At 61.0% G+C, this 24,833-nt stretch carries 24 protein-coding genes; 5 read left to right on the forward strand and 19 right to left on the reverse strand.

Going from position 1 to position 24,833, the window contains the following annotated elements; genetic code table 11:
* Window positions 1-15: 15 nt before the first annotated feature.
* The 4 genes from HJB83_RS11760 to HJB83_RS11775 are packed head-to-tail and all read right to left on the reverse strand — an operon-like array spanning window position 16 to window position 3,631.
* Window positions 16-795 carry an amino acid ABC transporter ATP-binding protein gene (locus tag HJB83_RS11760; RefSeq protein ID WP_221131917.1) on the reverse strand — a complete coding sequence of 260 codons (780 nt, stop codon included), beginning with the start codon at window positions 793-795 and terminating at the stop codon, window positions 16-18.
* Window positions 792-1,721 carry an amino acid ABC transporter permease gene (locus HJB83_RS11765; RefSeq protein ID WP_221115712.1) on the reverse strand — a complete coding sequence of 310 codons (930 nt, stop codon included), beginning with the start codon at window positions 1,719-1,721 and terminating at the stop codon, window positions 792-794. The genes HJB83_RS11760 and HJB83_RS11765 overlap by 4 nt, the downstream gene beginning before the upstream one ends.
* A complete protein-coding gene (locus HJB83_RS11770; RefSeq protein WP_221131918.1) occupies window positions 1,718-2,608 on the reverse strand; it encodes an ABC transporter substrate-binding protein in 891 nt (296 codons plus the stop codon). The genes HJB83_RS11765 and HJB83_RS11770 overlap by 4 nt, the downstream gene beginning before the upstream one ends.
* Before the next feature lie 60 nt (window positions 2,609-2,668).
* The gene (locus tag HJB83_RS11775) at window positions 2,669-3,631 is read right to left on the reverse strand and encodes a nitrate ABC transporter substrate-binding protein (RefSeq protein ID WP_207585270.1); all 963 of its coding nucleotides are present in this window, start codon (window positions 3,629-3,631) and stop codon (window positions 2,669-2,671) included.
* A gap of 100 nt (window positions 3,632-3,731) precedes the next feature.
* Here HJB83_RS11775 and HJB83_RS11780 point away from each other — a divergent pair, with 100 nt between their 5' ends.
* The gene (locus HJB83_RS11780; RefSeq protein WP_221159555.1) at window positions 3,732-5,057 is read left to right on the forward strand and encodes a PLP-dependent aminotransferase family protein; all 1,326 of its coding nucleotides are present in this window, start codon (window positions 3,732-3,734) and stop codon (window positions 5,055-5,057) included.
* Between the two features lie 112 nt (window positions 5,058-5,169).
* On the opposite strand, the gene HJB83_RS11785 is transcribed toward HJB83_RS11780, so the two are convergent.
* The 3 genes from HJB83_RS11785 to HJB83_RS11795 all read right to left on the reverse strand — a co-directional run bounded on the left by HJB83_RS11785 (window position 5,170) and on the right by HJB83_RS11795 (window position 6,814).
* Window positions 5,170-5,451, reverse strand: a complete 282-nt coding sequence (locus HJB83_RS11785; RefSeq protein WP_207585272.1) for a hypothetical protein — start codon at window positions 5,449-5,451, stop codon at window positions 5,170-5,172.
* Window positions 5,452-5,625: 174 nt separating this feature from the next.
* Window positions 5,626-6,090 carry an NUDIX domain-containing protein gene (locus HJB83_RS11790; RefSeq protein WP_221131919.1) on the reverse strand — a complete coding sequence of 155 codons (465 nt, stop codon included), beginning with the start codon at window positions 6,088-6,090 and terminating at the stop codon, window positions 5,626-5,628.
* 325 nt (window positions 6,091-6,415) lie between these two features.
* Window positions 6,416-6,814 (reverse strand): RidA family protein, encoded by a 399-nt coding sequence (locus HJB83_RS11795; RefSeq protein ID WP_221117730.1) that lies wholly within the window; start codon window positions 6,812-6,814, stop codon window positions 6,416-6,418.
* Window positions 6,815-6,970: 156 nt separating this feature from the next.
* Here HJB83_RS11795 and HJB83_RS11800 point away from each other — a divergent pair, with 156 nt between their 5' ends.
* Complete coding sequence (locus HJB83_RS11800; RefSeq protein WP_221131920.1) at window positions 6,971-7,564, forward strand: TetR/AcrR family transcriptional regulator; 594 nt, start codon at window positions 6,971-6,973, stop codon at window positions 7,562-7,564.
* A 14-nt stretch (window positions 7,565-7,578) separates the two neighbouring features.
* Here HJB83_RS11800 and HJB83_RS11805 read toward each other — a convergent pair whose 3' ends face one another.
* The 8 genes from HJB83_RS11805 to ligD all read right to left on the reverse strand — a co-directional run bounded on the left by HJB83_RS11805 (window position 7,579) and on the right by ligD (window position 17,565).
* Window positions 7,579-8,259, reverse strand: a complete 681-nt coding sequence (locus HJB83_RS11805; protein ID WP_221131921.1) for a redoxin domain-containing protein — start codon at window positions 8,257-8,259, stop codon at window positions 7,579-7,581.
* Window positions 8,260-8,384: 125 nt separating this feature from the next.
* Window positions 8,385-9,284, reverse strand: coding sequence for a carbohydrate ABC transporter permease (locus HJB83_RS11810; protein ID WP_221117732.1), 900 nt, complete (start codon window positions 9,282-9,284; stop codon window positions 8,385-8,387).
* Between the two features lie 23 nt (window positions 9,285-9,307).
* Window positions 9,308-10,240, reverse strand: coding sequence for a carbohydrate ABC transporter permease (locus HJB83_RS11815; RefSeq protein WP_207585277.1), 933 nt, complete (start codon window positions 10,238-10,240; stop codon window positions 9,308-9,310).
* A 117-nt stretch (window positions 10,241-10,357) separates the two neighbouring features.
* Window positions 10,358-11,662 carry an ABC transporter substrate-binding protein gene (locus HJB83_RS11820; protein ID WP_221117733.1) on the reverse strand — a complete coding sequence of 435 codons (1,305 nt, stop codon included), beginning with the start codon at window positions 11,660-11,662 and terminating at the stop codon, window positions 10,358-10,360.
* Between the two features lie 145 nt (window positions 11,663-11,807).
* On the reverse strand, window positions 11,808-12,875 hold the full coding sequence (locus tag HJB83_RS11825; protein WP_207585279.1) for an ABC transporter ATP-binding protein: 1,068 nt from the start codon (window positions 12,873-12,875) through the stop codon (window positions 11,808-11,810).
* 77 nt (window positions 12,876-12,952) lie between these two features.
* Window positions 12,953-13,945: a D-erythronate dehydrogenase gene (gene denD, locus HJB83_RS11830; RefSeq protein ID WP_207585280.1), complete on the reverse strand. Its 993-nt coding sequence runs from the start codon at window positions 13,943-13,945 to the stop codon at window positions 12,953-12,955.
* 50 nt (window positions 13,946-13,995) lie between these two features.
* Window positions 13,996-14,724: a FadR/GntR family transcriptional regulator gene (locus HJB83_RS11835; protein WP_207585633.1), complete on the reverse strand. Its 729-nt coding sequence runs from the start codon at window positions 14,722-14,724 to the stop codon at window positions 13,996-13,998.
* Window positions 14,725-14,919: 195 nt separating this feature from the next.
* Entirely contained in the window at window positions 14,920-17,565 is a 2,646-nt protein-coding gene (gene ligD, locus HJB83_RS11840; protein ID WP_221131922.1) for a DNA ligase D, read from the reverse strand.
* Between the two features lie 293 nt (window positions 17,566-17,858).
* On the opposite strand from ligD, the gene HJB83_RS11845 reads away from it, so the two are divergent.
* A complete protein-coding gene (locus tag HJB83_RS11845) occupies window positions 17,859-19,625 on the forward strand; it encodes an SLC13 family permease (RefSeq protein ID WP_221131923.1) in 1,767 nt (588 codons plus the stop codon).
* A gap of 64 nt (window positions 19,626-19,689) precedes the next feature.
* On the opposite strand, the gene HJB83_RS11850 is transcribed toward HJB83_RS11845, so the two are convergent.
* Entirely contained in the window at window positions 19,690-19,929 is a 240-nt protein-coding gene (locus HJB83_RS11850) for a hypothetical protein (protein WP_207585283.1), read from the reverse strand.
* Window positions 19,930-20,067: 138 nt separating this feature from the next.
* Between HJB83_RS11850 and HJB83_RS11855 the strand changes: the two genes are divergently transcribed.
* Window positions 20,068-20,553, forward strand: coding sequence for a DMT family transporter (locus HJB83_RS11855; protein ID WP_221117736.1), 486 nt, complete (start codon window positions 20,068-20,070; stop codon window positions 20,551-20,553).
* The gene (locus tag HJB83_RS11860; protein WP_207585285.1) at window positions 20,550-20,990 is read left to right on the forward strand and encodes a DMT family transporter; all 441 of its coding nucleotides are present in this window, start codon (window positions 20,550-20,552) and stop codon (window positions 20,988-20,990) included. The genes HJB83_RS11855 and HJB83_RS11860 overlap by 4 nt, the downstream gene beginning before the upstream one ends.
* Before the next feature lie 66 nt (window positions 20,991-21,056).
* Here the strand turns inward: HJB83_RS11860 and HJB83_RS11865 are convergent, their stop codons facing one another.
* The 3 genes from HJB83_RS11865 to yghX all read right to left on the reverse strand — a co-directional run bounded on the left by HJB83_RS11865 (window position 21,057) and on the right by yghX (window position 24,670).
* A complete protein-coding gene (locus HJB83_RS11865; RefSeq protein WP_207585286.1) occupies window positions 21,057-21,281 on the reverse strand; it encodes a hypothetical protein in 225 nt (74 codons plus the stop codon).
* Window positions 21,282-21,675: 394 nt separating this feature from the next.
* Window positions 21,676-23,436, reverse strand: coding sequence for an MOSC and FAD-binding oxidoreductase domain-containing protein (locus HJB83_RS11870; RefSeq protein WP_207585287.1), 1,761 nt, complete (start codon window positions 23,434-23,436; stop codon window positions 21,676-21,678).
* Window positions 23,437-23,782: 346 nt separating this feature from the next.
* Window positions 23,783-24,670: a YghX family hydrolase gene (yghX, locus tag HJB83_RS11875; RefSeq protein ID WP_207585288.1), complete on the reverse strand. Its 888-nt coding sequence runs from the start codon at window positions 24,668-24,670 to the stop codon at window positions 23,783-23,785.
* Window positions 24,671-24,833 lie beyond the last annotated feature (163 nt).

Consider the following 24,833-nt stretch of genomic DNA (forward strand, 5'->3'; position numbering starts at 1 on the left):
GCTGAGTGGTGCCAGTCAGAGAAATCGGGCGAGAAAGGCCTGGGTGCGAGGATGGTGCGGATTTCCGATGACATCCTCAGGCTTGCCCATCTCAACGACATTGCCGCCGTCCATGAACACGACCCGATCGGCCGCCTCACGGGCAAAACCGATCTCGTGGGTCACGACGATCATCGTCAGACCCTGTTTGGCGAGATCGCGCATGGTGGCCAGCACTTCGCCGACCAGCTCCGGGTCGAGCGCAGAGGTGGGCTCATCGAACAGCATCAGCTTCGGCTTGATCGCCAGGGCGCGGGCGATGGCGACGCGCTGCTGCTGACCGCCGGAGAGCTGGCGAGGATAGCTGGCCGCCTTTTCCGACAGACCGACCCGCTCCAAAAGCCGCAGGGCATTCTCCGTCGCAGCCTTGCGACTTTCTCCGTGCACGCCGACCGGGGCCTCGGTGATGTTCTGCAGCACCGTCATATGCGGATAGAGATTGAACTGCTGGAACACCATGCCGATCTTGCGCCGCTGGCGGGCGATCCCGTTGCTGGACAGCTTTTCCAGCCGGTCCTTGCGGACGCGATAGCCGATCTGTTCGCCATCGACCTCGATGAACCCCTGATTGATCGCTTCGAGATGATTGATGCAGCGCAGGAAGGTCGATTTTCCCGATCCGGACGGGCCGAGCACCACGACGACTTCACCCGGCATGACGTCGAGGTCGATCCCCTTCAGCACGTCGAGCTGGTCGAAGGACTTGTGGACGTTGCGGGCTCTGACGAGAGGCTTTGTGGTTTCGGCGGCGGTCAATGGCTTGCCTCCTCGACAAGGGTCTCGGATTTGGCGGCTGCGGTATTGCTGCGCCGTTCGCTGCGGCCGTAATAGGCCTCGATATAACTCTGGCCGAGATTGAGGATCGAGGTGATGAAGAGGTACCAGAGGACCGCGACAAGCAGCATCGGCACGATCTCGAACGTACGGTTGTAGATCGACTGGACGGAATAGAGCAGATCGGCCATGGCGATGACGCTGACGAGCGACGTCGCTTTGATCATGCTGATCAGCTGGTTGCCCGTCGGCGGGACGATCGAGCGCATCGCCTGCGGAATGATGATCCGCCACAGCGCCCTGCCCTTGGTCATGCCGAAGGCTTCCGCCGTCTCGAACTGGCCGCGATCGACGGAGAGAAGGCCGCCGCGAATGATCTCGGCCATGTAGGCCGCTTCGTTCAGAGCCAGGCCGCCGATCGCCGCCGTCATTGGCGTGATCACCGAGTTGGTCTCCCAGCTCGCCAGCGTTGGGCCGAACGGAATGGCGATCGAAAGTTCGGGAAAAAGGGTCGAGAAATTGTACCAGAGGATCAGCTGTACCAAGAGCGGCGTGCCGCGAAAGAACCAGATGAACAGCGATGCCAGCGACCTTGCGAGCCGGTCATTCGACAGCCGGGCGATCGCCAGGCCGAGGCCGAGAACGATGCCGATGGCCATCGCGACCACGGTGAGGCCCAGGCTGACGTAAAGGCCTTTGATGACTGTCGGATCGAAGAAATAGGCCGCGACAACAGGCCAGCCGAAATTCTCGTTGTGGGCGACGATCCACAGGAAGTTCGCGGCAACGAGGAGCACGACCACCCACAGGACGAGCCGGCCGGTTCGAAAGGGCTTGTGGGCGTTGGCGACATCCCGAAAGTCCGCACCGCCCGAAGGCGGTGTGGCAGTCGTGCGGTCATTGCTCATTTCGGCAGGGCTCCACCAAGATTGAGGCCGGGCTGCTTGATCATGTTGTTCTCAAGACCCCACTTTTTCATGATGGCGGCATAGGCGCCGTTATCCATCAACGCCTTGATCGCGTCGAGCAGAACGGGGCCGAGCGGCGAGCCTTTCGGCACGACGGCGCCCTGATAGAGATCGTCGAACCCATTCTTCTGGCCGACGCCGCTCAGTTCCAGCTGGCCGTTTGCCTGAGACACGAAATAGGTCAGCGGCGCCTGCGAGGAGAAGAAGGCATCGGCGCGTTTGGAGCGGACCGCCAGGATCGAGCTCGGCTGGTCGGTGTAGGACTGCACTTCAAGCGCGGGCTTGCCGTCCGTCTTGCACTTTTCGACCTGAGCCTGGATCACCTTTTCGGCGGAGCCGCCGGCCATGACAGCAATGCGATTGCCGCAGGCGCTGTCGAGTGAACCGATGGCCTTCGGATTGCCCTTCTGGACGGAAAAGACCACGTATTCCTGAACCCAGTCGACGAAATCATTGGCCTCTTCGCGGGTCTTGAAGTCACCGATCGGGCCAAAGGCGAACTGGTATCGGCCGGAGTTGATGCCGGCGAGCAACGCGGTCAATCCGCTAACGGTTTCGTGCTCGATCTTGACGCCGAGCATCTGGCCGATCGCATCGGTAAGATCGGCGCTGGCGCCGGTCAGTTCCGTGCCGGTGACGATCTCATAAGGGGGAAATGAACCATTATTGACGGAGATCATCTTGCCGTCTGTGCGGATCTTCTCCGGCAGGCGGGCGCGAAGCGCGTCGTTGACGGTCTGTTTCGGAACGGCGGCTTCCTGGGCGAACACCGACGTCGTCATCATCAGGCCCAACAGGGCGGCGGAAGCGATCAGTTTCGAATGCATGTCATTCCCCTTTTTGGTCTTGCGAAAATGGTGGCTCAACGATGAGGCCTGCGAGGAGTTTCACCGGGCTTTGGCGTGCCACGGAAACAGGTCGGCGGGTGTCAAAAGGCGCGGCATGATCTTCTGTTCGTAAAGTTCCTCGGCGAAGCCGGCGATCATTGCCTCGTTCTCGGCAAGCCCGCTGACGTTCCAGGTGGGCGGCAGGTCGGCTGCGCAGCGGCGCAATTCGTCGATCATCCACGGCGTGGTGTCGGCGTATTTCTCGCGCTTCTCCAGCCAGATACGCTGGGATTCGTCGATCAGCTCGCTGAGTTCATCCATGATCCAGGGATGCTCCATGACGATTTCCGCCTTGAAGCCGATCAGATGCATGCCCGGAATATAGCCGACCGCGTGGAAGTAAGCGACTTCAGCGGAGCGGAAATCATCCAGCACCTGACGCAGCGGCGAACCCTGATCGAAAAAGCCCTTCGGCATGAAAGGCGTGAAAACGGCGTCCAGCCGACCATCCAACAACAGATCGACCATAGGGCGTTCGCCGGGAGCAGCTTCGATACGGCCGGACCGTCCAAAGCCATCGAGCCGGTCGACGATCGGATGAGCCTCCGTCAGGCGCCCGGCATACCATGTGGCGTCCTCGACACCGACGCCTTCGCGGCGCAACGCAGCGCGGGTCCAGGTGTTTCCGGAATCGCGCCAACCGGTCACGCCGATATTCTTGCCGCCCAGATCGGACAGCTTGCGGATCGGACTGCCCTTGGCAGTGATGATGCAGCGATGGCGGAAGCCGCGCATGATGAAGTTCGGAATGCCGACGACCCGAGCATCGCCATCAAGCCGCATCTGCGAATAGCGGCTGAAGGACATTTCTGCGGCATCATGAGCCTCGTCATCGGCGAGACTGGAGACCAGCGTGCCCACACGATCCACTTTGATTTCGAGACGGGAAGACCTGACATCACCGAGCACCAGCGGTGTCATGTAATCCCAGTCTCTGAGGGCGATGCGAAGCGTTACAGGCATGCGAAGAACTCACGAAATTGCTCGACGAAGGGCAAATTAAATGTTCAAATTGATGAGTACAAATGTTATTACGTTATTGAACATTTAAAGTGAGAACAAAATGGGTGACGCGGTCGAAGCCTCCTGGTTTGCCGAAAAAATAACCGACCGCAGCATCCGCGGGATCGCTCTCGAAACGAGTGCACTGATCCGTGCCGGCGCCTTGCCCGTCGGCACGCGTCTGCCGGCGATCCGCGATATCGCCTATGAATTGCGCATCAGCCCGGCAACGATCTCGGAAGCCTGGAGTGAATTGCGGCGCCAGAAGATCATCAGCGGCCGGGGGCGCAACGGTACCTGGGTCAGCGGCGACCGCTTTGTCGCCAAGCCGGAGCGTCTTGCGAGTTCGGGAAATTATGCGGCGGGTGTACTCGACCTTACCTCTGCCGGGCCGGATGCAGCGCTTCTTCCCGGTCTGGCCAAAGCAATGGCCCATGGCGCGTCAGCCGCCGACCTCAACAGCTATGAGCGCAGCCGTATCGTGCCGGAGCTGAAGGATGCCATTTCGGAGCGATGGCCCTATGAGGCGGAGGCGTTTCTTGCCACCAATGGCGGCTACAATGCCGTCTATACGGTGTTGCATGCGCTGGTCTCTCCGGGTTCGTCGGTGGCGATCGAACATCCGACCGCGATGCGGCTGCTCGATATCCTGGAAGATCTCGGCGTCAGGATCATTCCCGTCGCCTGCGACAACGACGGTCCCTTGCCGGATTTGCTTCGCGATGCATTGCGACAGCGCCCGGCAGCCTTCCTGTTTCAGCCGCGGCTGCATTCCGTGACAGGGGTTACCGTCAGTGCATCCCGCCTCGACCAGCTCGGAGCCGTGCTGGAGGACAGCGATACGCTGATTATCGAGGACGACGGCGTCGGCGACGTGTCGGCAGCACCTCCGCATCCCCTGGGTGGTCGATTTGCGGAACGGACGATCCATATCCTGTCACACTCGAAAAGCCTCGGACCGGATCTGCGTCTCGCCGTCTTGTCGAGTTCTGCGCCTATCGTCGACCAGATCCAGTCCTACCGCTCCTTCAGCGCCGGCTGGACCAGCCGCATCCTGCAAGGGGCCGCCGCCTGGCTATTGCGCGATCCGGCAAGCTGGCGGCTCATCGCCGAGGCGCGCGACCGCTATCAGCAGAGGCGCGACGCTCTTGCCGATGCGCTCCGCGAGCGGGGAATACCGATACCCGCAGGCCAGGGCCTGTGCCTCTGGGTGCCCGTTGTGTCCGAACCATTCGCAATGGTGACGCTCGCCGCACGCAATATCGCCGTCAATCCGGGCAGCAAGTTCTCCGTCCTGCCAAGCAGCCATATTCGTGTCGCGACCAGCACGCTCAGCGATCGCTGCGAGGAAGTCGCCGATGCCATCGCTCTGGCCCATGCACCATGAAGGGCCGGGACTAAACACCTAGAGCCTTTCCTGGTTAGATTAACGCATTCTGTTGGCTCAAACGGAGTCGGATGGTCGACCGGCCGGCGCGCGTCGTAGCCAAGCGCTACGGCTAGTGGACCATTCCGCCTGGTTTCGTCCTGTTGGAAAATTGGTGGACGAGCATGATACCCTGCTCCAGGAGCAATTCGGCCGCCCGCAGATCGCGGGGCGCAAGCTTCCCCGATAGTCCCCGGATCGTATTGGCGATGCAGATGGAGTTGGCGACGAAGCGGGCGTCGCCCTCCCCTCCTGCCTCCTCAGCGGTTGCCTCAAGGGCGTCGGCGACGGTGTCGAGCAGGCTCGACCGTTCGACAAGCGTCATGTCGTTCAGGGTTTTCGAAATCTCGTTCATGATTGTCTCCTCGCGCGTGCCCAAGCCGGGTCGGAGCGCCGATTTTCTCGATTTGAGTCAGAGGGCTTTGACTGTCAGATGGAGATGGACGTCTGTAGAAACAACTCATAGCTGCTGCGCGCTTCACGCATGCGTGCGGCGAGCGGGGTGGCTCAATTCATCATTTCCCGCCGATCATTCCTGATGCTTCAGGAGGTCGGCAAGCATCGGGCGCTGGCCTTTCAAAAGCTTTGTTCCCGCGTCGCCTAGGGAAAACCAACCCGCGCGGTCAACCTCCGGAAAGCTCTTTAGCTGGCCCGATTTCGGGGGCCATTCTATTTGAAATTCAGAGCTCCGTATGGCGTTCACGTCCAATGCCGGATTGGCTTCGATCGCCCACGCGACGACGATCTTGCCGCCAAGCTGCCGGTATTCGCCCAGCGGTGTGACTATGCCGTCGACTGCAACACCCAGTTCTTCGGCAGTCTCCCTCATTGCCGCCGCCAGTTCATCCTCTTCCGGCTCGACCAATCCCTTCGGGATCGACCAGGCAGACTCGTCTTTCCCAGCCCAGAAGGGACCGCCGGGATGGACGAGGAGAACTTCGAGGTCATTGGACACGCGCCGATAAATCAGAAGTCCGGCGCTGCGGATTGCCATCGCGTTGTGCCCTTCCTGCTTTCATCACGAGGCCAGACATTCCTCGCAGATGCCGCAGCCGTCGTCGTCCATCCATCGACACCGGCGTTTACAGCAAAGGCAAATACGGCCATCGGACTGGTCTTTTGTGTCTTCCGGAGGAATGATCTCGATCGTCGTATCGAATTGAGTGTCAGCCACAAGTTCCACCATCTCGTCGCTCCATCAGTCTATTGGACATGAGATAGGAGCGACTCCCGATGTCGGCAAGTTCTCGACCAGCGGCGCAATGAAAGTTGCGCGCTTTCACCTTGAGGGCGTCCCGTGCCGCCGGAACCTGGCGATATCAGTTGCTTGCTGGAATACGGGCGATGACCTTTATCTCGAAGTCGAAGCCGGCGAGCCAGTTGACGCCGAGTGCGGTCCAATTCGGATAGGGCGGCTTGCTGAAAATCTGTTGTTTGACGGCCATGATGGTTGCGAACTGGTTTTCAGGATCCGTGTGGAAGGTGGTGACATCGACGATATCATCGACCGTGCAGCCGGCTGCGCTGAGCGTGGCCTTCAGGTTTTCAAAGGCCAGCCGGACCTGGCGTTCGAAATCGGGTTCGGCTGTTCCATCCGAACGGCTGCCGACCTGTCCGGACACGAACAGCAGATCACCGGATCGGATCGCGGCCGAATAGCCGTGCTGCTCGTAAAGAGCGTGCCTGTCGGCAGGAAAGATTGCTTCGCGTTCAGTCATTCTGGTCTCTCTTTCTTGTTGGCAACGACCGATCAGCGCGGCGTAACGCTTCACAGGCTCGCGCACTATTTGATATACGGTACGTATGTGTGATATCTCGCATACGCAGCGTATGTCAATCCTATATACGTTACGTATGTGAATTTGAGGGGTCGGATGGCGAAAACACGCAGCGAAACGATGCAGGAAAACCGCGCCAAGTTGATCGCGGCCGCGCGAAAGGCTTTTGCGGAAAAGGGGTACTCCGCCGCATCGATGGACGAACTGACCGCTGACGCCGGCCTGACACGGGGCGCGCTTTACCACAATTTTGGAGACAAGCGCGGGCTGCTGGCAGCGGTTGTCGATCAGATCGACATGGAAATGGCGGCGCGCGCCAAAGAGATCGGGGCTCTGGCGGGTAACGATTGGCGGGGCCTGCTCGCCGAGGGTGCGGCCTATATCCAGATGGCGCTCAATCCGGAAGTCCAACGCATCGTTCTGCTCGACGGACCTGCGGTGTTAGGCGATCCCTCGCAATGGCCGAGCCAGAACACTTGTCTGCAGGTGACCAAAAGCAACGTGGAGCGGCTGATCGCACGGGGCGTCCTCAAGCCGCTTGACGCAGAGGCGACGGCCCGGCTGCTGAGCGGCGCGGCTCTCAATGCTGCTCTCTGGATTGCTGCCAGCGAAAATCCGCAAAACGTGCTGCCGAAAGCGGTCGACGCCTTTCATGCCTTGGCGGCAGGTCTGCTTTTGCAGCGTTTGTGATCGTTCGCTGCAGGTCAGCGTGCAAGGCTGCCGGCGGCGGCGATGATCTCCGCCGCGGTGGGGAAGATGGAGAGGCTGTTCGGTCCGTCGAGCGCCTCGATTCGTGCCCAGCCGACGGTGCCGTTCGCATTGACCATGAAGTGCCCGACGAGTTGGGTAGCGTGATTCGCGAAGATCGCATGATCGGCTTCCGTAAGCTCGAAGCGGTCCTTGGCGTTGAGTATGGCGTTGGCTTCCATCGGGTGCCGCGGTTCCGGCAGTTCGCCGGTAGGGTTGATGCGTGCCGCCTGGAACTGCGCCATCGTCGCGCTATAGGGCCATTCGGGCTGCTCGCCACTCCCATCGGGCAGGAACCCGGCATGCGGCACACCGTAGGCCCGATGCGTGCGGCAGTCCGGGTCACATAGAAGCGTTACCGGCGTCGGCCGGTGGCGGAAATACAGGCGGGCACGTTCCACCGGCGTGTTGATAACGGCCACGGTCTCCACCCCGGCGGCACGCAGGGTCGGCTCTACGCCGGCAAGCTGTTCCAGCTGACGCCGGCAGAACGGGCAGTGGAGCCCGCGAAAGAAGCCGATCAGGAACGGGCGACCGCTCAAGTCGGCGAAAGAGACTGTTCCGTCGAAGTTGGCCGTGGCTAGTGCAAACCCGGGCGCGGCTTCTCCAGGTTGCAGCGGGCGTTTCTGGTCTCCCATGGAATAATTCCTTTATCGTATCGTCCAGATGGATGACCGACATTTAACTATACCACGTGTCGCAAGAAGGCCCAGTGCTCGACATTGAGACCGCCGAATGTGGTTCGGCATCCCATTTGCCGCTGTCACTCCTTCACCGCCCCGGTCATCGAGGACACGTAATAATCCACGAAGAACGAGTAGAGGATGACCACCGGGAGTGAGCCGAACAGGGCTCCCGCCATCAGCGCCCCCCATTCGAAGACATCGCCGCGCACCAGTTCGGTCAGCACGCCGACGGGAATAGTTTTATTCTCCGAGGACTGAATGAACGTAAGAGCATAGATGAATTCGTTCCAGGACAGTGTGAAGGCGAAGATCCCGGCCGAAATCAGCCCCGGCACGGCGAGCGGCAGGATGATCTTGGTGAGAATCTGCCACCGGTTGGCGCCGTCCACGAGCGCGCTTTCCTCCAGCTCGAAAGGGATCGAGCGGAAATAACCCATCAGCAGCCAGGTGCAGAAGGGAATGAGGAAGGTCGGATAGGTGAAGATCAGCGCCAGCCGGGAGTCGTAGATCCCGAGCTTGAAGACGATGAAGGCAAGCGGGATGAAGAGGATCGAGGGCGGCACGAGATAGGCGAGGAAGATCACCAGGCCGACCGAACGCGAACCGGTGAAGCGGACGCGCTCGATGGCATAGGCGCCCAAGACCGAAGCCACAAGCGAGAGAAAGGTGGAGCAGACCGCCACCAGCATCGTGTTCCACAGCCAGCCCGGATAGGATGTCTCGAGGAACAGGTATTTGATGTGCGCGAGCGTCGGTCCCACCACCCAGAACGGGCTGTAATTGTTGTAGTCGGTCAGCTGGTCGTTGGGTTTCACCGCGGTGACCGCCATCCAGTAGAACGGGAAGAGCAGGACGAAGACGAAGACGGCCATCGGCAGGTAGAGCATCACGATCCGCCGCGGCAGGCGGTTCAGATAGCTCATGCCTTCTGCGTTGTCGGTCACGACCTGATCGGCGGTGGTTAAATTTGTCGACATCGTCACTCTCCTAATCCTTGGCCTTAATCCTGGCCGCCCTGCTGCCATTTGCGCCGTTGCAGGCCGAAGAAGCTGAACATGATCGCGCCGAGCAGGAAGGGCACCATTGCAACCGCGATCGCCGCACCCTCGCCAAGCTGGCCGCCGGGAATGCCGCGCTGGAACGAGAGTGTCGCCATCAGATGCGTCGCGTTGACAGGGCCGCCCTTGGTCAACACGTAGATCAGCTGGAAATCGGTGAAGGTGAAAAGCACCGAGAAGGTCATCACGACGGCGATGATCGGCGTCAGCATCGGCAGCGTCACATAGCGGAAACGCTGCCAACTCGTGGCGCCGTCGAGGGAGGCTGCCTCCTGCAGCGAGGCTGGGATCGTCTGCAGCCCGGCAAGCAGCGAGATCGCCACGAAGGGAATGCCGCGCCAGACATTGGCGACGATGACGGATATGCGCGCATTGATCGGGTCGCCGAGGAAGTTGATCGGTCCGCTGATCAGCCCCAGCTTCATCAGCGACCAGGAGATGATCGAGAACTGCGCATCGTAGATCCACCAGAAGGCCAGCGCCGACAGCACCGTCGGCACCACCCAAGGAAGCAGGACTATGGCCCGGAAAAAGGATTTGTAGGGCAGGTGCTGGTTGAGCAGCATCGCCAGCCAGAGGCCGAGCGCGAATTTCAGCACCGAGGCGACGGAGGTATAGAGGATGGTGTTGAAGACCGACAGCCAGAAGACCGAGTCGTCCATCAGGAACTGGTAGTTTTCCAGCCCGATGAAGACGCCGTCGCGGCCGATCCTGGTATCGGTGAAGCCGAGCCAGACGCCGAGCCCCAGCGGGTAGGTAAGAAAGCAGACAAGGAACACTGCCGCCGGCAGCATGAACAGGAAGCCGAGCACATTGTTGTTCTGCAGGAGCGAAGAGACCGGCCCACGTCTATCCCTCGAATTTGCCATCGACATTGCTTATCTCCAGATCGCGTTTGAACTCCCGGAGGAGGCTGCGGCATGCCGAAGGCCGGCACCCCGCTTGCTTTAGGAATAGTCAGAGCATGATGGCATCATGCTCCGACGCGCGGGTCAGACGCGATAGTAGCGGTTTGCCCGGCGTTCAGCTTCCTTCATCGCATCTTCCGGCGACATCTGACCGGTGACGGCGGCGGCATACATGTCGACCAGAACATAGTCGGCCATGGTCGCTGCTGAGGCATAGCCGAGCGGGCCGGCATAGCCGTTCGGGCGCAGCTTCTCCGAGGCGCGCGCATAGGGCGCGTGCACCGGATCGGCGGTCCAGATCGGGTTCTTGGCGAAGGCCTTGAGCGGCTGGCAGCAATAGGCGCTGGAGCCCTGGATCCAGGCATTCATCTGATCGGCTTCCATCATGAACTTGATGTAGGCCTTGGCCGCTTCTGGATATTTGGTGTGCTTGAAGAGAAGCAGCGAGCTCGTCTGGCAAAGTTCGACGCTCTTGCCGACAGGTCCGATCGGGAAGTTCGTCGTGCGGATGTCCTTGGCGATCTCGGCGAGCTTCGGGTCGTTCTTGGCGGTGTAATAGACCGAGACGCCGTTGGCGATCAGCGAGACCTGGCCGGCCAGGAAGGCGCGGTTGTTGTTGACGTCCTGCCAGCTCTCCGTGCCCGGAATGAAGGTCGCGTAGAGCTCCTTGGCATAGTTGATCGAAGCCAGCGTCTCGGGGCTGTTGATCGTTACCTTGCCGCCTTCGTCAACCATCATGCCGTTATGGCTCCACAGCAGCCAGTGGGCGTAGTTGTTGCCGTCGCCGACGGCCTTGCCATGCGGGAAGCCGGCCGGTGTGCCCTTTGCCTTCATGGCCTTGCAGAGTTCGAGGAAGCCTGCGGTATCGTTCGGGAATTCGTTGAAACCGGCGGCCTTGACGTGGCTGTCGCGATAGACGACGGCGTTGCCGATCGCCGTCAGCGGCATGGCGATGAAGGTGTCGCCGCGGGTCGCATAACCCTTAACACCGTCGTACCAGCCCTCATATTTATTGCCGAGATAATTGCCGAGTTCGGTGAGATCGACCAGCTTGTCCGGATACTGATGCGCGTCGTCGAACCAGCACATGATGAGATCGGGGCCGGAGCCGACATTGGCGGCAACGGCGGCCTTCGGACGGATGTCCTCCCAGCTTTCCTTGTCGATGCGCACTTCGACGCCGGTCGCTTCGGTAAACTTCTTGGTGTTGGCGATCCAGGCCTCCTCGTCGCCCTTGACGAAGGGTGTCCAGCGCAGCAGACGAAGGCTGGCACCGCTTTCCGGCGTGTAGCTCGGTTCGGCCTGGGCGAGAGATGGCCGAATGCCGAGGCCGGCGGCGCCGGCGACGGCAGCCGAGGCGGCAAGAAAGTCACGTCTTTTGATCCTCATGAGATTCCTCCTCATCAAAACGCGGGTGCGAACTCCCCGGCGCTCACCTCCCGCTTGGTGAACGACGGTCCTTGCATCCCTGAGAGGGGATGCGACCAACCTGCTGGCTGCGAGAGCTCCTCCGCCCCGCCGCTGCCGGACGGCGTCAGTCGGTTAATCTCCGGCCGCTCTCGGCATCGAAGAGATGAACATGCGCGGCGTCGATCGCAACGCGCAGAATTTCGCCCGGCCGCGCGTTGACGCGTTCGCGGAAGACGCAGCTGACATCGCTGCCGCCGAGCTTGAGGGTGAGATGGGTCTCATAGCCGGTCGGCTCGATCACCACGATTTCGCCGGGCAGGCCATTGGCGTCGAGCAAGATGTATTCCGGGCGAAGTCCGTAGACGAGGTCGCGGCCGATGGCGCCGGCCGGCGGATGGGCGACCGGCAGCGTCGTGCCGTCGGATGCCCTGAATTGCGTCGGGTTTTCCGGATCGAGCCTGCCCTTGATCATATTCATCGCCGGCGAGCCGATGAAGCCGCCGACGAAGAGATTGGCCGGCGTGTCGTAAAGCTCGAGCGGCGTGCCGATCTGCTCGACGACACCGTCATGCATGACGACGATCTTGTCGGCCATGGTCATCGCCTCGATCTGGTCGTGGGTGACGTAGACGGTAGTGGTTTTCAGTCGCTGATGCAGCTCCTTGATTTCGGCGCGCATGGCGACGCGCAGCTTGGCATCGAGGTTGGACAGCGGTTCATCGAACAGGAAGACCTCCGGATCGCGCACGATCGCCCGGCCCATGGCGACACGCTGGCGCTGGCCGCCGGAAAGCTGGCGCGGATAACGGTCGAGCAATTTGTCGAGACCGAGGATGCCGGCGGCGTATTTCACCCGCTTCTCGGCCTCGGCCTTCGGCGCCTTGTTCAGCATCAGCGAGAAGCCCATGTTCTGCTCCACCGTCATATGCGGATAGAGCGCATAGTTCTGAAACACCATGGCGATGTCGCGGTCCTTCGGCGGCAGCGTGTTGACCACGCGCCCGCCGATCTTGATCTCGCCGCCGGAAATGTTCTCAAGTCCCGCCAGCATCCGCAGCAGCGTGGATTTACCACAACCCGACGGGCCGACCAGGATCACGAACTCACCATCGGCGATGTCGATATCGACGCCTTTGATGACCGGAAATGCCCCGAATGATTTCCGCACATCCGCGAATTGAACGCCTGCCATACTCACTCCTCCCAGAAATCGAGCGCTACATGCTGTGTCTTCGTCTTGTCGTTATAATGAGGCTCCCGCCCCTCTCCTCAATCTCCTCGCGACGCACCCGGAGCGTCTTCGGCGAGGTAGACCTCGATCAGCTCGTCGACGCTGGTTTCGGCGGTGAAACCCAGTTGCGTCGCACGATCAGGCGCAAAGGATTTCGGCCATCCGGCGACGATCGCTTCAATGACCTCGTCGCGGCGACGGTCGATCAACTCAACCGCCTCGGGGCCGGCAACCCGGCGCAACGCGGCAATCTGGTCGGCAACGGTGGCTGCAACCCCCGGCATGGTCAGCGTGCGCCGCGCACCCAGCGACGATGTGTCGAGCGTCGCGGCGTGGATCAGAAATTTGACGGCGGAACGTGGGCTTGCCAGCCAGTGCTTGACCGTTTCCTCCACGGGAAGAACAGCCCGCTGGCCGGCGAGCGGTTCCCGCAGAATTCCGGAAAAGAAGCCGGATGCGGCGGCATTCGGGGCACCCGGCCGGATCACGATGGTCGGCAATCGAATTCCCACGCCGTCGATGAAGCCGCGCCGCGAATAGTCGGCGAGCAACAGCTCCGATATCGCCTTCTGCACGCCGTAGCTGGTGAGAGGCGCCTGGACGTAATCGTCGGGGATCGGATCGGGAAACGGCGAGCCATAGACCGCAATCGACGAGGAGAAGACGAACCGGGGAACATAGGCTTGCCGGCTTCCTTCACGACGGATCGCTTCCAACAAAGCTCGCGTGCCATCGAGATTGACCCGGTAGCCCAGTTCGAAATCGCGCTCGGCCTCGCCGGAAACGATCGCGGCGAGATGAAAGATCACGTCGGCCCGGCGAGCCGCCAGGGCTTCCGCGGCATCGCCTGCGGAAATATCGGCGGCTAGGGCTTCCACCGACGCAACGACGCCGGCTGGCACAGGCGGAGGGGCGATATCGGCGAGCGTCATGCGGGTGATCGTATCGGCGCCGAGGAAACCGCTGCGCGCCAAGCTGGCAGCGAGCTTCCGGCCGATCATGCCTCCCGCCCCGATAATGAGAATATGCATCGTATTCCCCCTGTCTTCGACTTCTGTCTCTCCTGCTCTTCGCCTGCGGCCTAGGCTAGGAGCAGCTTGGTTGTCGTATAAATGCGGGTTTCGTGGAGCGCGAAGGCCGCGCATGCGGCGTCCGGATCCCCAGTCTCCAAACCGGCGAGGATCAACCGGTGATCGGCGATGCTGGTGGCGATCGTCCCGGGCTGCGATACAACGCGCCTTCGGTGGCTGAGAAGGTAGGAATAGAGGTCGGCGGCCATGTCAGCCAGCACCGCGTTGCCGCTGGAGCGATAGATGGCGGTGTGAAATTCCCGGTCACAGATCAAGAAGCGAACAGGATCGTCACAGGCGGCTTCCTGTGCTGCGATCGACTGGCGGAGATAATCAAGCGTTGAAGGTTCCATCCTGACCGCGGCAGCCCTGACGACCTGCGCTTCGATCAGCAGCCGCGCCTCATGAACATTGTCGAGACTGTAGGCCGCAATGTCGCGATAGCGCGCCGCCTGAACAGCCAATTCGCCGACATCTTCAGACGCCACCACCGTGCGCGTTCCCTGCGCAACCGAGAGAATTCCATGCGTGGAAAGGATCAGGATCGCCCCGCGGACGGTCTCGCGGCTGACCGAGAGCGCGGCAGCCAGTTCACGTTCGCTCGGAAGCGGGTCACCTGTCTTGAGGATGCCGGTGGCGATGAAGGTCGCAATCTTCTGGACGACGAAGTCTTTCATCGACTTCTTCGGCGCTCCACCAAGCGTCGCAACGTCGTCTTCGAGCATGGCTCGAACATCCATCGCCATGCCCTCCCCCTGAGGTCTGCTGGTCCGATAAGTGGGCCAGTAGACCTCGAGGGCAAAGGATTGTCAACGCTTGATGTCCACGATCCACTCCGCTGTAATTTGGAGCGGTTTTGCGAAGGGCAATATCGGCCCTCAGAGAAAATTCATTCCGACAGGGACAGCTGACCACGGGCGGACTGTTATTCGCGTTCAGGCCGCGTTCGAGACTTTGCCAAGGCGTTTGATTGCCTGCTCCAGCGGGCGCTGGCCGTCGCAGTAATCCTCCCAGGCTGACGATTTCGACAGCAGTGCCGGCACGGTGCGGATGGTGAAGCGTTTGGGGTCCAGATCCGATTTGACCTGGCTCCAGGTCAGCGGCATCGAGACGGTTGCGCCCGGGCGCGCACGGGGCGATAAAGGTGCCACGGCCGTCGCCATCCGGTCATTGCGGAGATAGTCGAGGAAGATGCGGCCGTTCCTCAGGCTCTTCGTCATCTTGATCAGATAAAGTTCCGGATGGTCGCGCGCCATCTGCTGGCAGACGTCGTGCGCGAAGCTCTTCGCTTCTGCCCAGGAAAGCGGCTTGCGCTTGTTGATCGCAAGCGGCGTGACGACGTGCAGGCCCTTGCCGCCGGTCGTCTTGCAAAAGCTGATCAGACCCAGCGCGTCGAGACGATCGCACATTTCGCGGGCGGCGGAAACGACTGTGGAGAACGGCACGTCGGGGCCGGGGTCGAGGTCGAACACCAGCCGGCCGGGCACCTCCGGCTTATGCGGTTCGCAATTCCAGGGATGCAGCTCGACAGCGCCGATCTGCGCGACGGCAGCCAGACCCTCGACCCGGTCGATCTGCAGATAGGGCTTTTTGTCACCGAAGACCTTGACCAGTTCGAGAAGGTTCGAGGTGCCGGGCATCGCATGGCGCTGGAAAAACTGCTCGCCGCCAACCCCGTCGGGCGTTCGGATGATCGAACAGGGGCGACCCTTGATGTGCTCGATCATCCAGGTGCCGACGGCTTCATAATATTGGGCCAGATCCTCCTTGGTCACGGCTTTGCCATCATTGGCATCCGGCCACAGCGACTTGTCGGGATTGGAGATCAGTACGCCCATCACCTCGGCCTTGGCGCCTTTGCGGCGGATGGGTCTGGTCTTCGCCGCCACCGCGGGCTCCGGCACTTCAGTCTGTGCGGGCTTCGCCGGCCGTTCGGCCTTGACTTCCCTGGCCGGCTTGTCCTCGCGCAGACCCTTGAAGGCGGCCTGGCGGGCCTGACCGTCGGCGGTCCAGCCTGCGAATTCGATTTCGGCGACGAGTTCCGGCTTCAACCAGGTGACCTCGGCCTCCCTTTTCGGCGCGCCGATCCCGGTAAAGGGCGATTTTGCCGTCTCGAGCGCCTTCAGCTTCGGAAGCAGCGTTTCCACCTTTTTCGCGCCATAGCCCGTGCCGACGCGGCCGACATAGACGAAGTGGTCGCCGCGATAGACGCCGACCAGCAGGGATCGGAATTTGCCATTGGTCTTGGCATAGGCGCCGATCACCACTTCGTGGCCGGCGCGGCATTTCGATTTCGCCCAGCTTTCGGTGCGGCCCGATTGATAGGGTGCATCGCCCTGTTTGGAGACGATGCCTTCCAGTGAGAGCTTGCAGGCAGAGCGAAGGACCGCATCGCCGTCGGTCTCGAAATGTTCGACGAAACGCAGGCGGGGATCACTGCCGGCATCCGACAGAAAGCTTCGAAGCCGCGCCTTGCGCTCGATGAGAGGCAGAGATCTCAAATCCTCGCCACCCTCATAAAGAAGATCGAAGGCGAAATAGACGAGATCGCCGGTCCTGCCCTCCGAAATGGCTGCCTGTAGGGCTGCGAAATCCGGTGCGCCATGGTCGTCGAGCGCGCAGATCTCGCCGTCGATGATGGCATCAGGCAGCACCGATGCCGCCTCGGCGATCTGTGGGTATTTGCCGGTCCAATCCAGGCCTTTCCTCGTCTTCAGCGTCACCTCGCCCTCGAGCGTGCGCATCTGGATGCGGTAGCCGTCAAACTTGATCTCGTGAATCCAGCCGGTGCCGGCCGGCGGCCGCTCCAGGGCCTGGCAAAGTTGCGGCTCAATGAAGTCTGGAAGGTCGACCCTTGCTGCCGTCTTGGGCTTCCTGTCGGCTCGGGCGTCCTCTTTTCGCTCTTCGGCGGCCAGCCCGTGATTGCTGTCCCAGACGGCATTCGCTTGAACATCACCACCCTTGATCATGAATGGCTTTGGCTTGCGGCCTTTGCCGGCCGCGATCATATCCATCGCTCGGCCGGAGGCGACCGAGGTGTCGTTCTCTTCCAGGATCGCTGCGCCATTCTCATCGACCGAGAATTCGTCGTGGTGCTTGATTAACAGCCAGTTGGTTCGCTTGCCGCGATCGCGGTCATTACGCATGCGCACCAGCACGAAGCTTCCGTGCAGCCTTTCGCCTTCCAGGGTGAATTTGAAGTCACCCTTGGCGAGCGCCTGCTCCGGACTTTTCTTTCCCTCCGGCTCCCAATAGCCGCGGTCCCACAACATCACCGTGCCGCCGCCATACTGCCCTTTCGGGATCGTGCCTTCGAAATCGCCATAATCGAGCGGGTGATCCTCGACCTCGACAGCCAGCCGCTTGTCGTGCGGATCGAGCGATGGGCCCCTGGTGACCGCCCATGATTTGAAGACGCCGTCGAGTTCGAGCCGCAGGTCGTAATGCAGCCGGGTGGCATCATGTTTCTGGATGATGAAGCGACGGCGATTGCTGCGCGCGCTCTGCTTATCGCCGCTCGGCTCCGTCGTCTTTTGAAAGTCGCGCTTCGATCGATATGTCGAGAGGTTGTCACTGGCCATGGTCGTTCCCCAAACAGCATATCCGAGCATGGAATGCCGGCTGGCGGCTGGAAGTTCCATGGTGGCCTGCTCTTGCTGAATATTGGCAACACGCGCGTCTATTCCAAGCCTCACCGCATCGCGAACGTGGCCTTCGATACTTCGAATGACGGCCAGGCGTGCCGACCGGGCCGAACAAACCGGCACCCACCGATTGTCGGCCACAGGAAGCGGCGAGGCGATGAAAAAAATTCGCCGTCGCGTCGTATCGTTCTCATGCCTCAAACGTTAATTGCTACCACCGGGATGCAAACATGCGCGTTGACCAATGGCTTTCCCTTCTCATCATCGCGCTCATGATGGGCGCCTTCGTATGGGGTCGTTATCGATACGATATCGTCGCCGTGAGTTCGCTGCTCGTTGCCATCATTGCCGGCATCGTGCCTGCCAAAGCTGCCTTTTCCGGTTTTGCCGATGACATTGTTATCATCGTTGGCAGCGCGCTCATCGTCAGTGCGGCGATATCCAGATCGGGGATCATGGATGTCGCGTTGCGCCGATTTTCTCCCGAAAGACGCGAGCCGCGGATGCAGCTGATCATTTTGGTTGCCATTGTCGCCGCCCTGTCAGCTTTCGTCAAAAATATCGGGGCGCTGGCAATCATGATCCCGGTTGCCGTGCAAATGGCGCGGAAATCACGCGTATCGCCGTCGATGTTCCTGATGCCGATGTCTTTCGCCTCTCTGCTCGGAGGGCTTATGACGCAGATCGGCACATCACCGAATATCATCGTTTCCCGGGTGCGTGAGGAAATCACCGGGCAGCCGTTCACGATGTTCGACTATACGCCCGTCGGCCTGGCGCTCGCGGTCACCGGCGTTGTCTTTCTGGGGCTGTTCTACAAGCTGCTTCCGGAAAGAACCCGGGCAGAAACCTCGATGGATGAGGCGGTGGCGATCAAAAACTACACGACCGAGGCCAAGGTCGTCACGCCGTCGGCGGCGATTGGCCGGTCCGTCAGCTGGCTGCAGAAGCCCGCCGGCGGCGATGCGATGGTGACCGCAATTATCGGTGGCAGCGGCCAAAGACGAACGCCGCTTCCCGACACAGTGCTCAAGGATGGCGACCGTCTTATCATCGAGGGCGAGCAGAGCGCTCTCGACAAGATCGTCAGTGAAGCCAGGCTTCAACTGTCCGATCGTAAACACGAGCCGGAGACACGCCAGGACATCAGTTCCGTTGAAGCCATCGTCGGCGAACATTCCCGTTTGATCGGCGTCAGCGCAAAAGACGTCTCTCTCTTCCACAATACCGGCCTCAACCTTCTTGCCGTCAGCCGCCGGGACAGGCGCTTCACCGAGCGTCTGGGCGAGATCAAGATCCGCAACGGCGACGTCGTGGTCTTGCAGGGCGACTTGCAGAAGCTGCCGGATCTTTTACGCGAATGGGGATGTTTGCCGCTGGTCGTACGGGATTTGAAGCTCGGCAACGCCCGCAACGGCATGATCCCCGTCATCATCCTCTTGGCCACCATGGGGGCGACAGCCTTCGGCGGCATTCCTGTCGCGACAGCATTTTTTGCCGCCGCCTTTCTGATGGTGGTCACCGGATCTATTCCCTTGCGCGAAGTCTATCATCATCTTGATGCGCCCATTTTGATCATGCTGGCCGCTCTCATCCCGATCAGTGACTCGCTGAGAACCACGGGAACCACCGACATCATCGCGGACCTCCTGTCGCGGATCGCCGAGATGCTCCCGCCGTTCGGCGCTCTGGCTCTGATCCTGGTTGCGGCCATGGCCGTGACCCCATTTTTGAACAACGCAGCAACTGTTCTGGTCATGGCGCCGATCGCCGCGACTTTTGCCGCCAAGCTGGGCTTTCGGCCCGATGCTTTTCTGATGGCGGTGGCCATTGGTGCCGGCTGTGATTTCCTCACGCCCATCGGGCATCAGTGCAATACGCTGGTTATGGGGCCGGGCGGATATCGATTTGGCGACTATGCGAGATTGGGCCTGCCGCTCTCGCTCATTGTCGTGCTGGTCAGTGTGCCCGCCCTGCTGGCGGTCTGGCCGATGTGAGCCGGCGGGGTCGGCCTACTCCGCGAGGCAATTCAGGCTGGGCCATCGGCGCAGCCTTGGTGCGTTATTTCCACTGCGTCGCGTCGGCGGCAGCGCAGCCATATGGCGGCAGGGAACCGGCAAAGGTGATTTTCAGCTTGGCGCAGCCCCAGCTGTTGATCGGACCGGGCATGGAATTGTTGAGGGTGATGCCGATTTCGTCATAGGGGCTATCGGTGTTGGAGATATAGCGATACCAGCGGAAACCGGTAAAAACGACGAGAGCAAGAGCGATCGTCAGCAGCAGGCGAACTAATTTTTTCACGATATTTCCTTATATGCAAAGGTCGCCGTTTAGCACTCCCATGTCGATGCTGATAGCTCCGGCCAGGTGCAAGACGCGCGTTCGGTAATGGCAGTTTGAAAAATATCCGGCGCAATCGATTCTTTGACGGGATCTGCAATGACCATCGAAGCAGCACGTAATTCGCATCCCATCTACTTCATCGGAGCTTTTGCGACGGGTGGGCTCTTAACGTTCATGGTGCATCTCAACGGTGAGTTGGCACGGGTCGGCAATCCCATGTTCTCATCTTGGACCGCTCACGGCACAGGCATGGTCGCCGCCGTCATTCTTCTTTTAGCGCTCAACCGCCGCCGCGCTCCGATGGTGGGTAAAACCGACAGAGCGCCCTTATGGGCCTATCTCGGTGGTGTATCCGGGGCCGCAACGGTTATTCTGACCTCGACCGCGGTCAACTCGCCGCTCGGGCTCTCCGGCACCTTGGCTTTGGGTTTGGCAGGCCAGGTCGCCTTCAGCCTGGCGGCCGACAGTTGGGGTCTATTCGGACTGCCCAAGCGGCGCCCGGACATGCGGGACATCGCCGCGCTCGGCCTGGTCGTCACCGGCGGCGCACTCATTATCCTGTTTGGGCGAGGTGCGGCGTGACAGTGTTCGTTCTCCTGGCTTGCCTCGGCGGCGTGCTCGTCGGCCTCAGTCGTCAGCTCAATGGGCGGTTGAGCATATCCACAACGCCGCTGATCGCATCCTTCTGGAATCACGCCGTAGGCTTTGCGGTTCTTACATGCCTTGGTCTCGTTGTCGGAGGCCTGCTTCCAGCTGAAGCCGCCGAGGCGCCTTGGTATGTCTTTTTGGGTGGTCCGATCGGCGTCGTTTTCGTGGCGGCAGGCAGCTGGGCGATTGCTCGGATAGGCGCGGTCAATGCGGCTCTGCTGATCATTGGCGGCCAGATGGTAACGGGGGTGGCGTTTGATTATCTGCGCGCCGTGCCGACGTCGTTCTGGGCGAACGCCACCGGAATTGTTCTCATCGTCGGCGGAATGATGGTCAGCCGGCGGCGACGCAAAGCCGGCGGCTCGCAATAGCTGTGCGCGTCGAACAGCACGGCAACCCCTGTCGGAGTTGTCGGAGGCAGTGGATATTCTCGGAGTTTAACGGCTGGTTCGTTCGTCCAAGGTGGAAAGAGCGTCCTGCAGTCTCAGCGCCGCAAGTGCCCTCGTTGCCTCATCCGGAGACCATCCCGCTTCCAGTGCCGCGGATAGAACCAGCGATTCCGTTTGGAGCTCGAGCTTCTCATAAAGCGGCTCGATGGCTTCGCGCGCGGTGACGACGTGCTGGTCAGGTGGGGTGATGGGTGTCGCAGCAACCGTAGGCATGAATGCTCCTCCTTTTGAACGCTAAGGTTCGAAACCCAATGACAGGCATCCTTGTTCCGTGCACATCGCATTTTGGCCTGATCATCGATGACAGAACGTAATCCCGACGGTCGATACTTCGTCGTCTGAAGCCGTCTCCAGCGTCGAGCGAAAACCTTCGCTCGATGAAAGCCAGCGGGCAGGCTACCGCATAATTGCTTAAATCGGAAGCGACTTGAGGATTGTGCCGCGATTCAAGCTGTTGCAGCGCTCTTTGCGCGTCATGAAGAGGCGAGGAAGCCTTCCGTATCCTCCGCCACGAATGTTCGTTCGCCTTTGGGCAGCATCGCATCGCCATGCTTGCAAGGTAGGGACAATCAGGCATCCGCCAGAAAGACCACTAAGAATCCTGCCTCTACAAATCGATCACGATGTCGCCCTTAGGCTTCGAGCAGCAGATCAGCACGTTGCCGTCCGCCGGCGCATCGACCGGGTCGGGCCGGTAGTCGACGCTCCCTGCTACAAGCCCGGTCTCGCAGGTGTGACAGACGCCGGTTCGGCACGACCATCGCACCGGCACGTCGCAGGCCTCCGCCAGTTCGAGCAGGCTCTGGAATGTCGGCTCCCAGCGCACATTAAGACCGGTGCGCGCAAACGACACCAGCGGCCCCGAGCCTGGAGACCCCGCCGGTGAATGTGGTGGACGAGGCGGCGAAGCAGACATTCCGGGGGTTATCGACGGACCGGCGCCGAACATCTCGCTGTGGATGCGATCCGGGGCGATGCCCAGGGCTATCAGTCCGACGGTCAGATCGCTCATGAATGTCGAGGGCCCGCAGATATAGACATCACAATCGCGCGGCAGGTCGAGTGCTCTTAGCGACTGCACATCCAGACGGCCGTAAGCGTCGAAATCCAGCTTCGGCCGATCCTCGGGGTCGGGCAAACTGTAGCGAATGTGGCTGCGATGGTGAGCAAGCGTCCCGAGCAGCCCGCGCGCCTCCTCGGCAAACGGATGTTCGCGGCCGTTGCGGGTAGCGTATAACCACCAGACTTGCCGGGTCGACGCTTCGGCCGCCAGAACGTGAAGCATCGCCAGCACCGGTGTCACGCCGATACCCGCACTCAAGAGAACTATTGGCGAGGCGCCCGGCCGCAACGTGAAACTGCCGCGTGCGGCGCTTGCCTGCACGATGTCTCCAATCTGCAGTTCGTCATCGATGTAACAGCCGGCAAGGCCATGGGGCTCCCGCTTGACGCTGACGCGATAATGGCTGGCGCTGGGCTCGCCTGACAGCGAATAGCTACGCATCATCGCCGGCGCAGAAGCTGGCCCGAACCGCAGCACCACGAACTGCCCAGGCAGTGCCGCGGTAACGGGTTGGCCATCCGTCGGTTCGAGCAGGAGGGAGGTCACGTTGCCGCTTTCCCGCACCTTGCGCGACACACGCATAGGGCGGAAACCGCGCCATGCCGGCGGCGGGCCGGATGCGGCGGCGAGCCCGGCATTTCCCGTCGTTGCCCCCTCCTCCCGCCTCTGCTTGAGCAGCGCCTCGAATGAACCACGCCAGCCGGCGCTCAGCGCCGGGATGCGCAGCGCGCGCTCCAACTGGTCACGAGGATGGCCGGGCATGTAAAGCAGCGCGTTGATCGCAAAAATGCTCATGCCTTCGGGGCCGGACGCAACCTTCGTGATCTCGTCGCCTGCCCGCACGTCTCCTTCTTCGAGCACACGCAAATAGAAGCCGGGACGGCCATGTTTGACCAGCAACGCGGCCATCTGCGGCTCGTCCATGCGTATACCAAGCCGGTAGCAAGTGACGCGCGGCTGCGTCACCTCGAACAGCGCGGCGCCGATCCGATAACGGTCTCCAATGCAGACTTCTGCGTCAGGCAAACCATCGATGGTAAAATTCTCTCCGAACTGCCCGTAGACAAAGTCGTCGCGGCGCAACTGCTCCTGCCAGTACCGGTAGGAATCGATCTGATAGACAAAGACCGCACGGCCTTCACCGCCATGGCCGGCGAGGTCGGCTTGTCCATCGCCGTCCACGTTCAACCGCCGCACCATGCGCGGGCCATCGACCGGCGTTTTCCAAATGGCGGTGTTGACGATCTTGCCTTGCCAAGTGATGTCGCGCGGCAGGCCCACATTGACGGAAAGCAAGCGTACCATGACATTTCTCCCGAATGATCATCACCGCAATTTCGAGATCGATAGAGGATGGCTGCATGATGAGCCCGTCTCTTCGCGAGGGTGCTCCAGTGACGTCCTCCGGTGGCTCTCGCGATCATAGGCTTGCCCATAGAACCACAGAAGGGCTTTTCGATCGATCATACCATGGTGTCCCCGCCGGGGTCCCTTCCAGTCCGCGAGCCGGCAGGCAAGGCCTGCCGTTTCCCCGCGCGGGTCGAACCGCAGAGCAATCTAGATGTGAACGGAAATCATAGGGTTGTCGCAGGACCGCCCCAGGCGGCGGGGAATGGCTCCCCGCCGCAGCATCGTTCAAGCCACTGCCTCCTCAGGCTAGGTATTTCGTAAACCAGTCGACCGTGCGCTGCCAGGCGAGCTTGGCGGCTGCTTCGTCGTAGCGCGGCGTGGTGTCGTTGTGGAAGCCGTGATTGACGTCGGGATAGACATAGGCTTCGTAGATTTTTTGCGAGGATTTCAGCGCAGCTTCATAGGCCGGCCAGCCTTCGTTGATGCCCTTGTCCAGCCCGGCATAATGGAGAAGCAAGGGGGCCTTGATCTTCGGCACGTCCTCGGCGCGCGGCTGTCTGCCGTAAAAGGGCACGGCTGCGGCAAGTTCGGGATAGGCGACCGCCGCAGCATTGGCGACGCCGCCGCCGTAGCAGAAGCCGGTGATGCCGACCTTGCCGGTGGTGAGGTCGCTCTTCATCAGAAATTCGACCGCCGCGAAGAAGTCGTTCATCAGCTTTTCCGGGTCGACCTTCTGCTGCAGGTCACGCCCCTTTTCGTCGTTGCCGGGATAACCTCCGACCGAAGTGAGTCCATCAGGCGCCAGTGCGATGAAACCCGCCTTTGCCACGCGTCGCGCCACATCCTCGATATAGGGGTTCAGGCCTCTGTTTTCGTGAACGACCACCACGGCCGCTACTTTGCCGGCGGCGTTTTTAGGGCGCACGAGATAACCGCGGACATCTCCATTTCCTTTCGGCGACGGATAGGTGATGTATTCGGCCACGATGTCGGGATCGGTGAACTCGACCTGGGTCGCCAGCGCATAGTCGGGGCTCAGCGACGAAAGAATGGCGGCTGCGGTCAGCCCGCCGACCGCAAATTTGCCGGCCCGGTCGAGAAATTCGCGCTTGGTAATCTTCCCGTGCGCGTAATAATCGTAGAGTTCGAGAAGTTCCTGAGGGAAATCCTTGGCTGTCATGCGGGTCATGATGGCTCCTCCTTGCCTTCGGGTCTCGTGCCATCCTACACACGTAAACTCACGTGTCTTTTCAACATTTCGCGAGTCCCGCGTGTGGTTGTCGGGACGATCGCCGCCTGGGCAAAATACGATGAATTCGCCGCCGCTGCTTCAAGCGGTGCGCGCTATTCCA

The sequence above is a fragment of the Rhizobium sp. NZLR11 genome, from assembly GCF_019685115.1.
Classification (GTDB): Bacteria; Pseudomonadota; Alphaproteobacteria; order Rhizobiales; family Rhizobiaceae; genus Rhizobium.

Bases quoted from the DNA above. Each gene is read 5' to 3' on its own strand.
- HJB83_RS11855 (WP_221117736.1), top strand. From the start codon at position 20,068: ATGACCATCGAAGCAGCACGTAATTCGCATCCCATCTACTTCATCGGA.
- HJB83_RS11765 (WP_221115712.1), bottom strand. From the start codon at position 1,721: ATGAGCAATGACCGCACGACTGCCACACCGCCTTCGGGCGGTGCGGAC.
- ligD (WP_221131922.1), bottom strand. From the start codon at position 17,565: ATGGCCAGTGACAACCTCTCGACATATCGATCGAAGCGCGACTTTCAA.
- HJB83_RS11785 (WP_207585272.1), bottom strand. From the start codon at position 5,451: ATGAACGAGATTTCGAAAACCCTGAACGACATGACGCTTGTCGAACGG.
- yghX (WP_207585288.1), bottom strand. From the start codon at position 24,670: ATGACCCGCATGACAGCCAAGGATTTCCCTCAGGAACTTCTCGAACTC.
- HJB83_RS11790 (WP_221131919.1), bottom strand. From the start codon at position 6,090: ATGGCAATCCGCAGCGCCGGACTTCTGATTTATCGGCGCGTGTCCAAT.
- HJB83_RS11865 (WP_207585286.1), bottom strand. From the start codon at position 21,281: ATGCCTACGGTTGCTGCGACACCCATCACCCCACCTGACCAGCACGTC.
- denD (WP_207585280.1), bottom strand. From the start codon at position 13,945: ATGCATATTCTCATTATCGGGGCGGGAGGCATGATCGGCCGGAAGCTC.
- HJB83_RS11775 (WP_207585270.1), bottom strand. From the start codon at position 3,631: ATGCCTGTAACGCTTCGCATCGCCCTCAGAGACTGGGATTACATGACA.
- HJB83_RS11845 (WP_221131923.1), top strand. From the start codon at position 17,859: ATGCGCGTTGACCAATGGCTTTCCCTTCTCATCATCGCGCTCATGATG.
- HJB83_RS11805 (WP_221131921.1), bottom strand. From the start codon at position 8,259: ATGGGAGACCAGAAACGCCCGCTGCAACCTGGAGAAGCCGCGCCCGGG.
- HJB83_RS11810 (WP_221117732.1), bottom strand. From the start codon at position 9,284: ATGTCGACAAATTTAACCACCGCCGATCAGGTCGTGACCGACAACGCA.
- HJB83_RS11770 (WP_221131918.1), bottom strand. From the start codon at position 2,608: ATGCATTCGAAACTGATCGCTTCCGCCGCCCTGTTGGGCCTGATGATG.
- HJB83_RS11780 (WP_221159555.1), top strand. From the start codon at position 3,732: ATGGGTGACGCGGTCGAAGCCTCCTGGTTTGCCGAAAAAATAACCGAC.
- HJB83_RS11800 (WP_221131920.1), top strand. From the start codon at position 6,971: ATGGCGAAAACACGCAGCGAAACGATGCAGGAAAACCGCGCCAAGTTG.
- HJB83_RS11870 (WP_207585287.1), bottom strand. From the start codon at position 23,436: ATGGTACGCTTGCTTTCCGTCAATGTGGGCCTGCCGCGCGACATCACT.
- HJB83_RS11835 (WP_207585633.1), bottom strand. From the start codon at position 14,724: ATGGATGTTCGAGCCATGCTCGAAGACGACGTTGCGACGCTTGGTGGA.
- HJB83_RS11825 (WP_207585279.1), bottom strand. From the start codon at position 12,875: ATGGCAGGCGTTCAATTCGCGGATGTGCGGAAATCATTCGGGGCATTT.
- HJB83_RS11795 (WP_221117730.1), bottom strand. From the start codon at position 6,814: ATGACTGAACGCGAAGCAATCTTTCCTGCCGACAGGCACGCTCTTTAC.
- HJB83_RS11815 (WP_207585277.1), bottom strand. From the start codon at position 10,240: ATGTCGATGGCAAATTCGAGGGATAGACGTGGGCCGGTCTCTTCGCTC.
- HJB83_RS11820 (WP_221117733.1), bottom strand. From the start codon at position 11,662: ATGAGGATCAAAAGACGTGACTTTCTTGCCGCCTCGGCTGCCGTCGCC.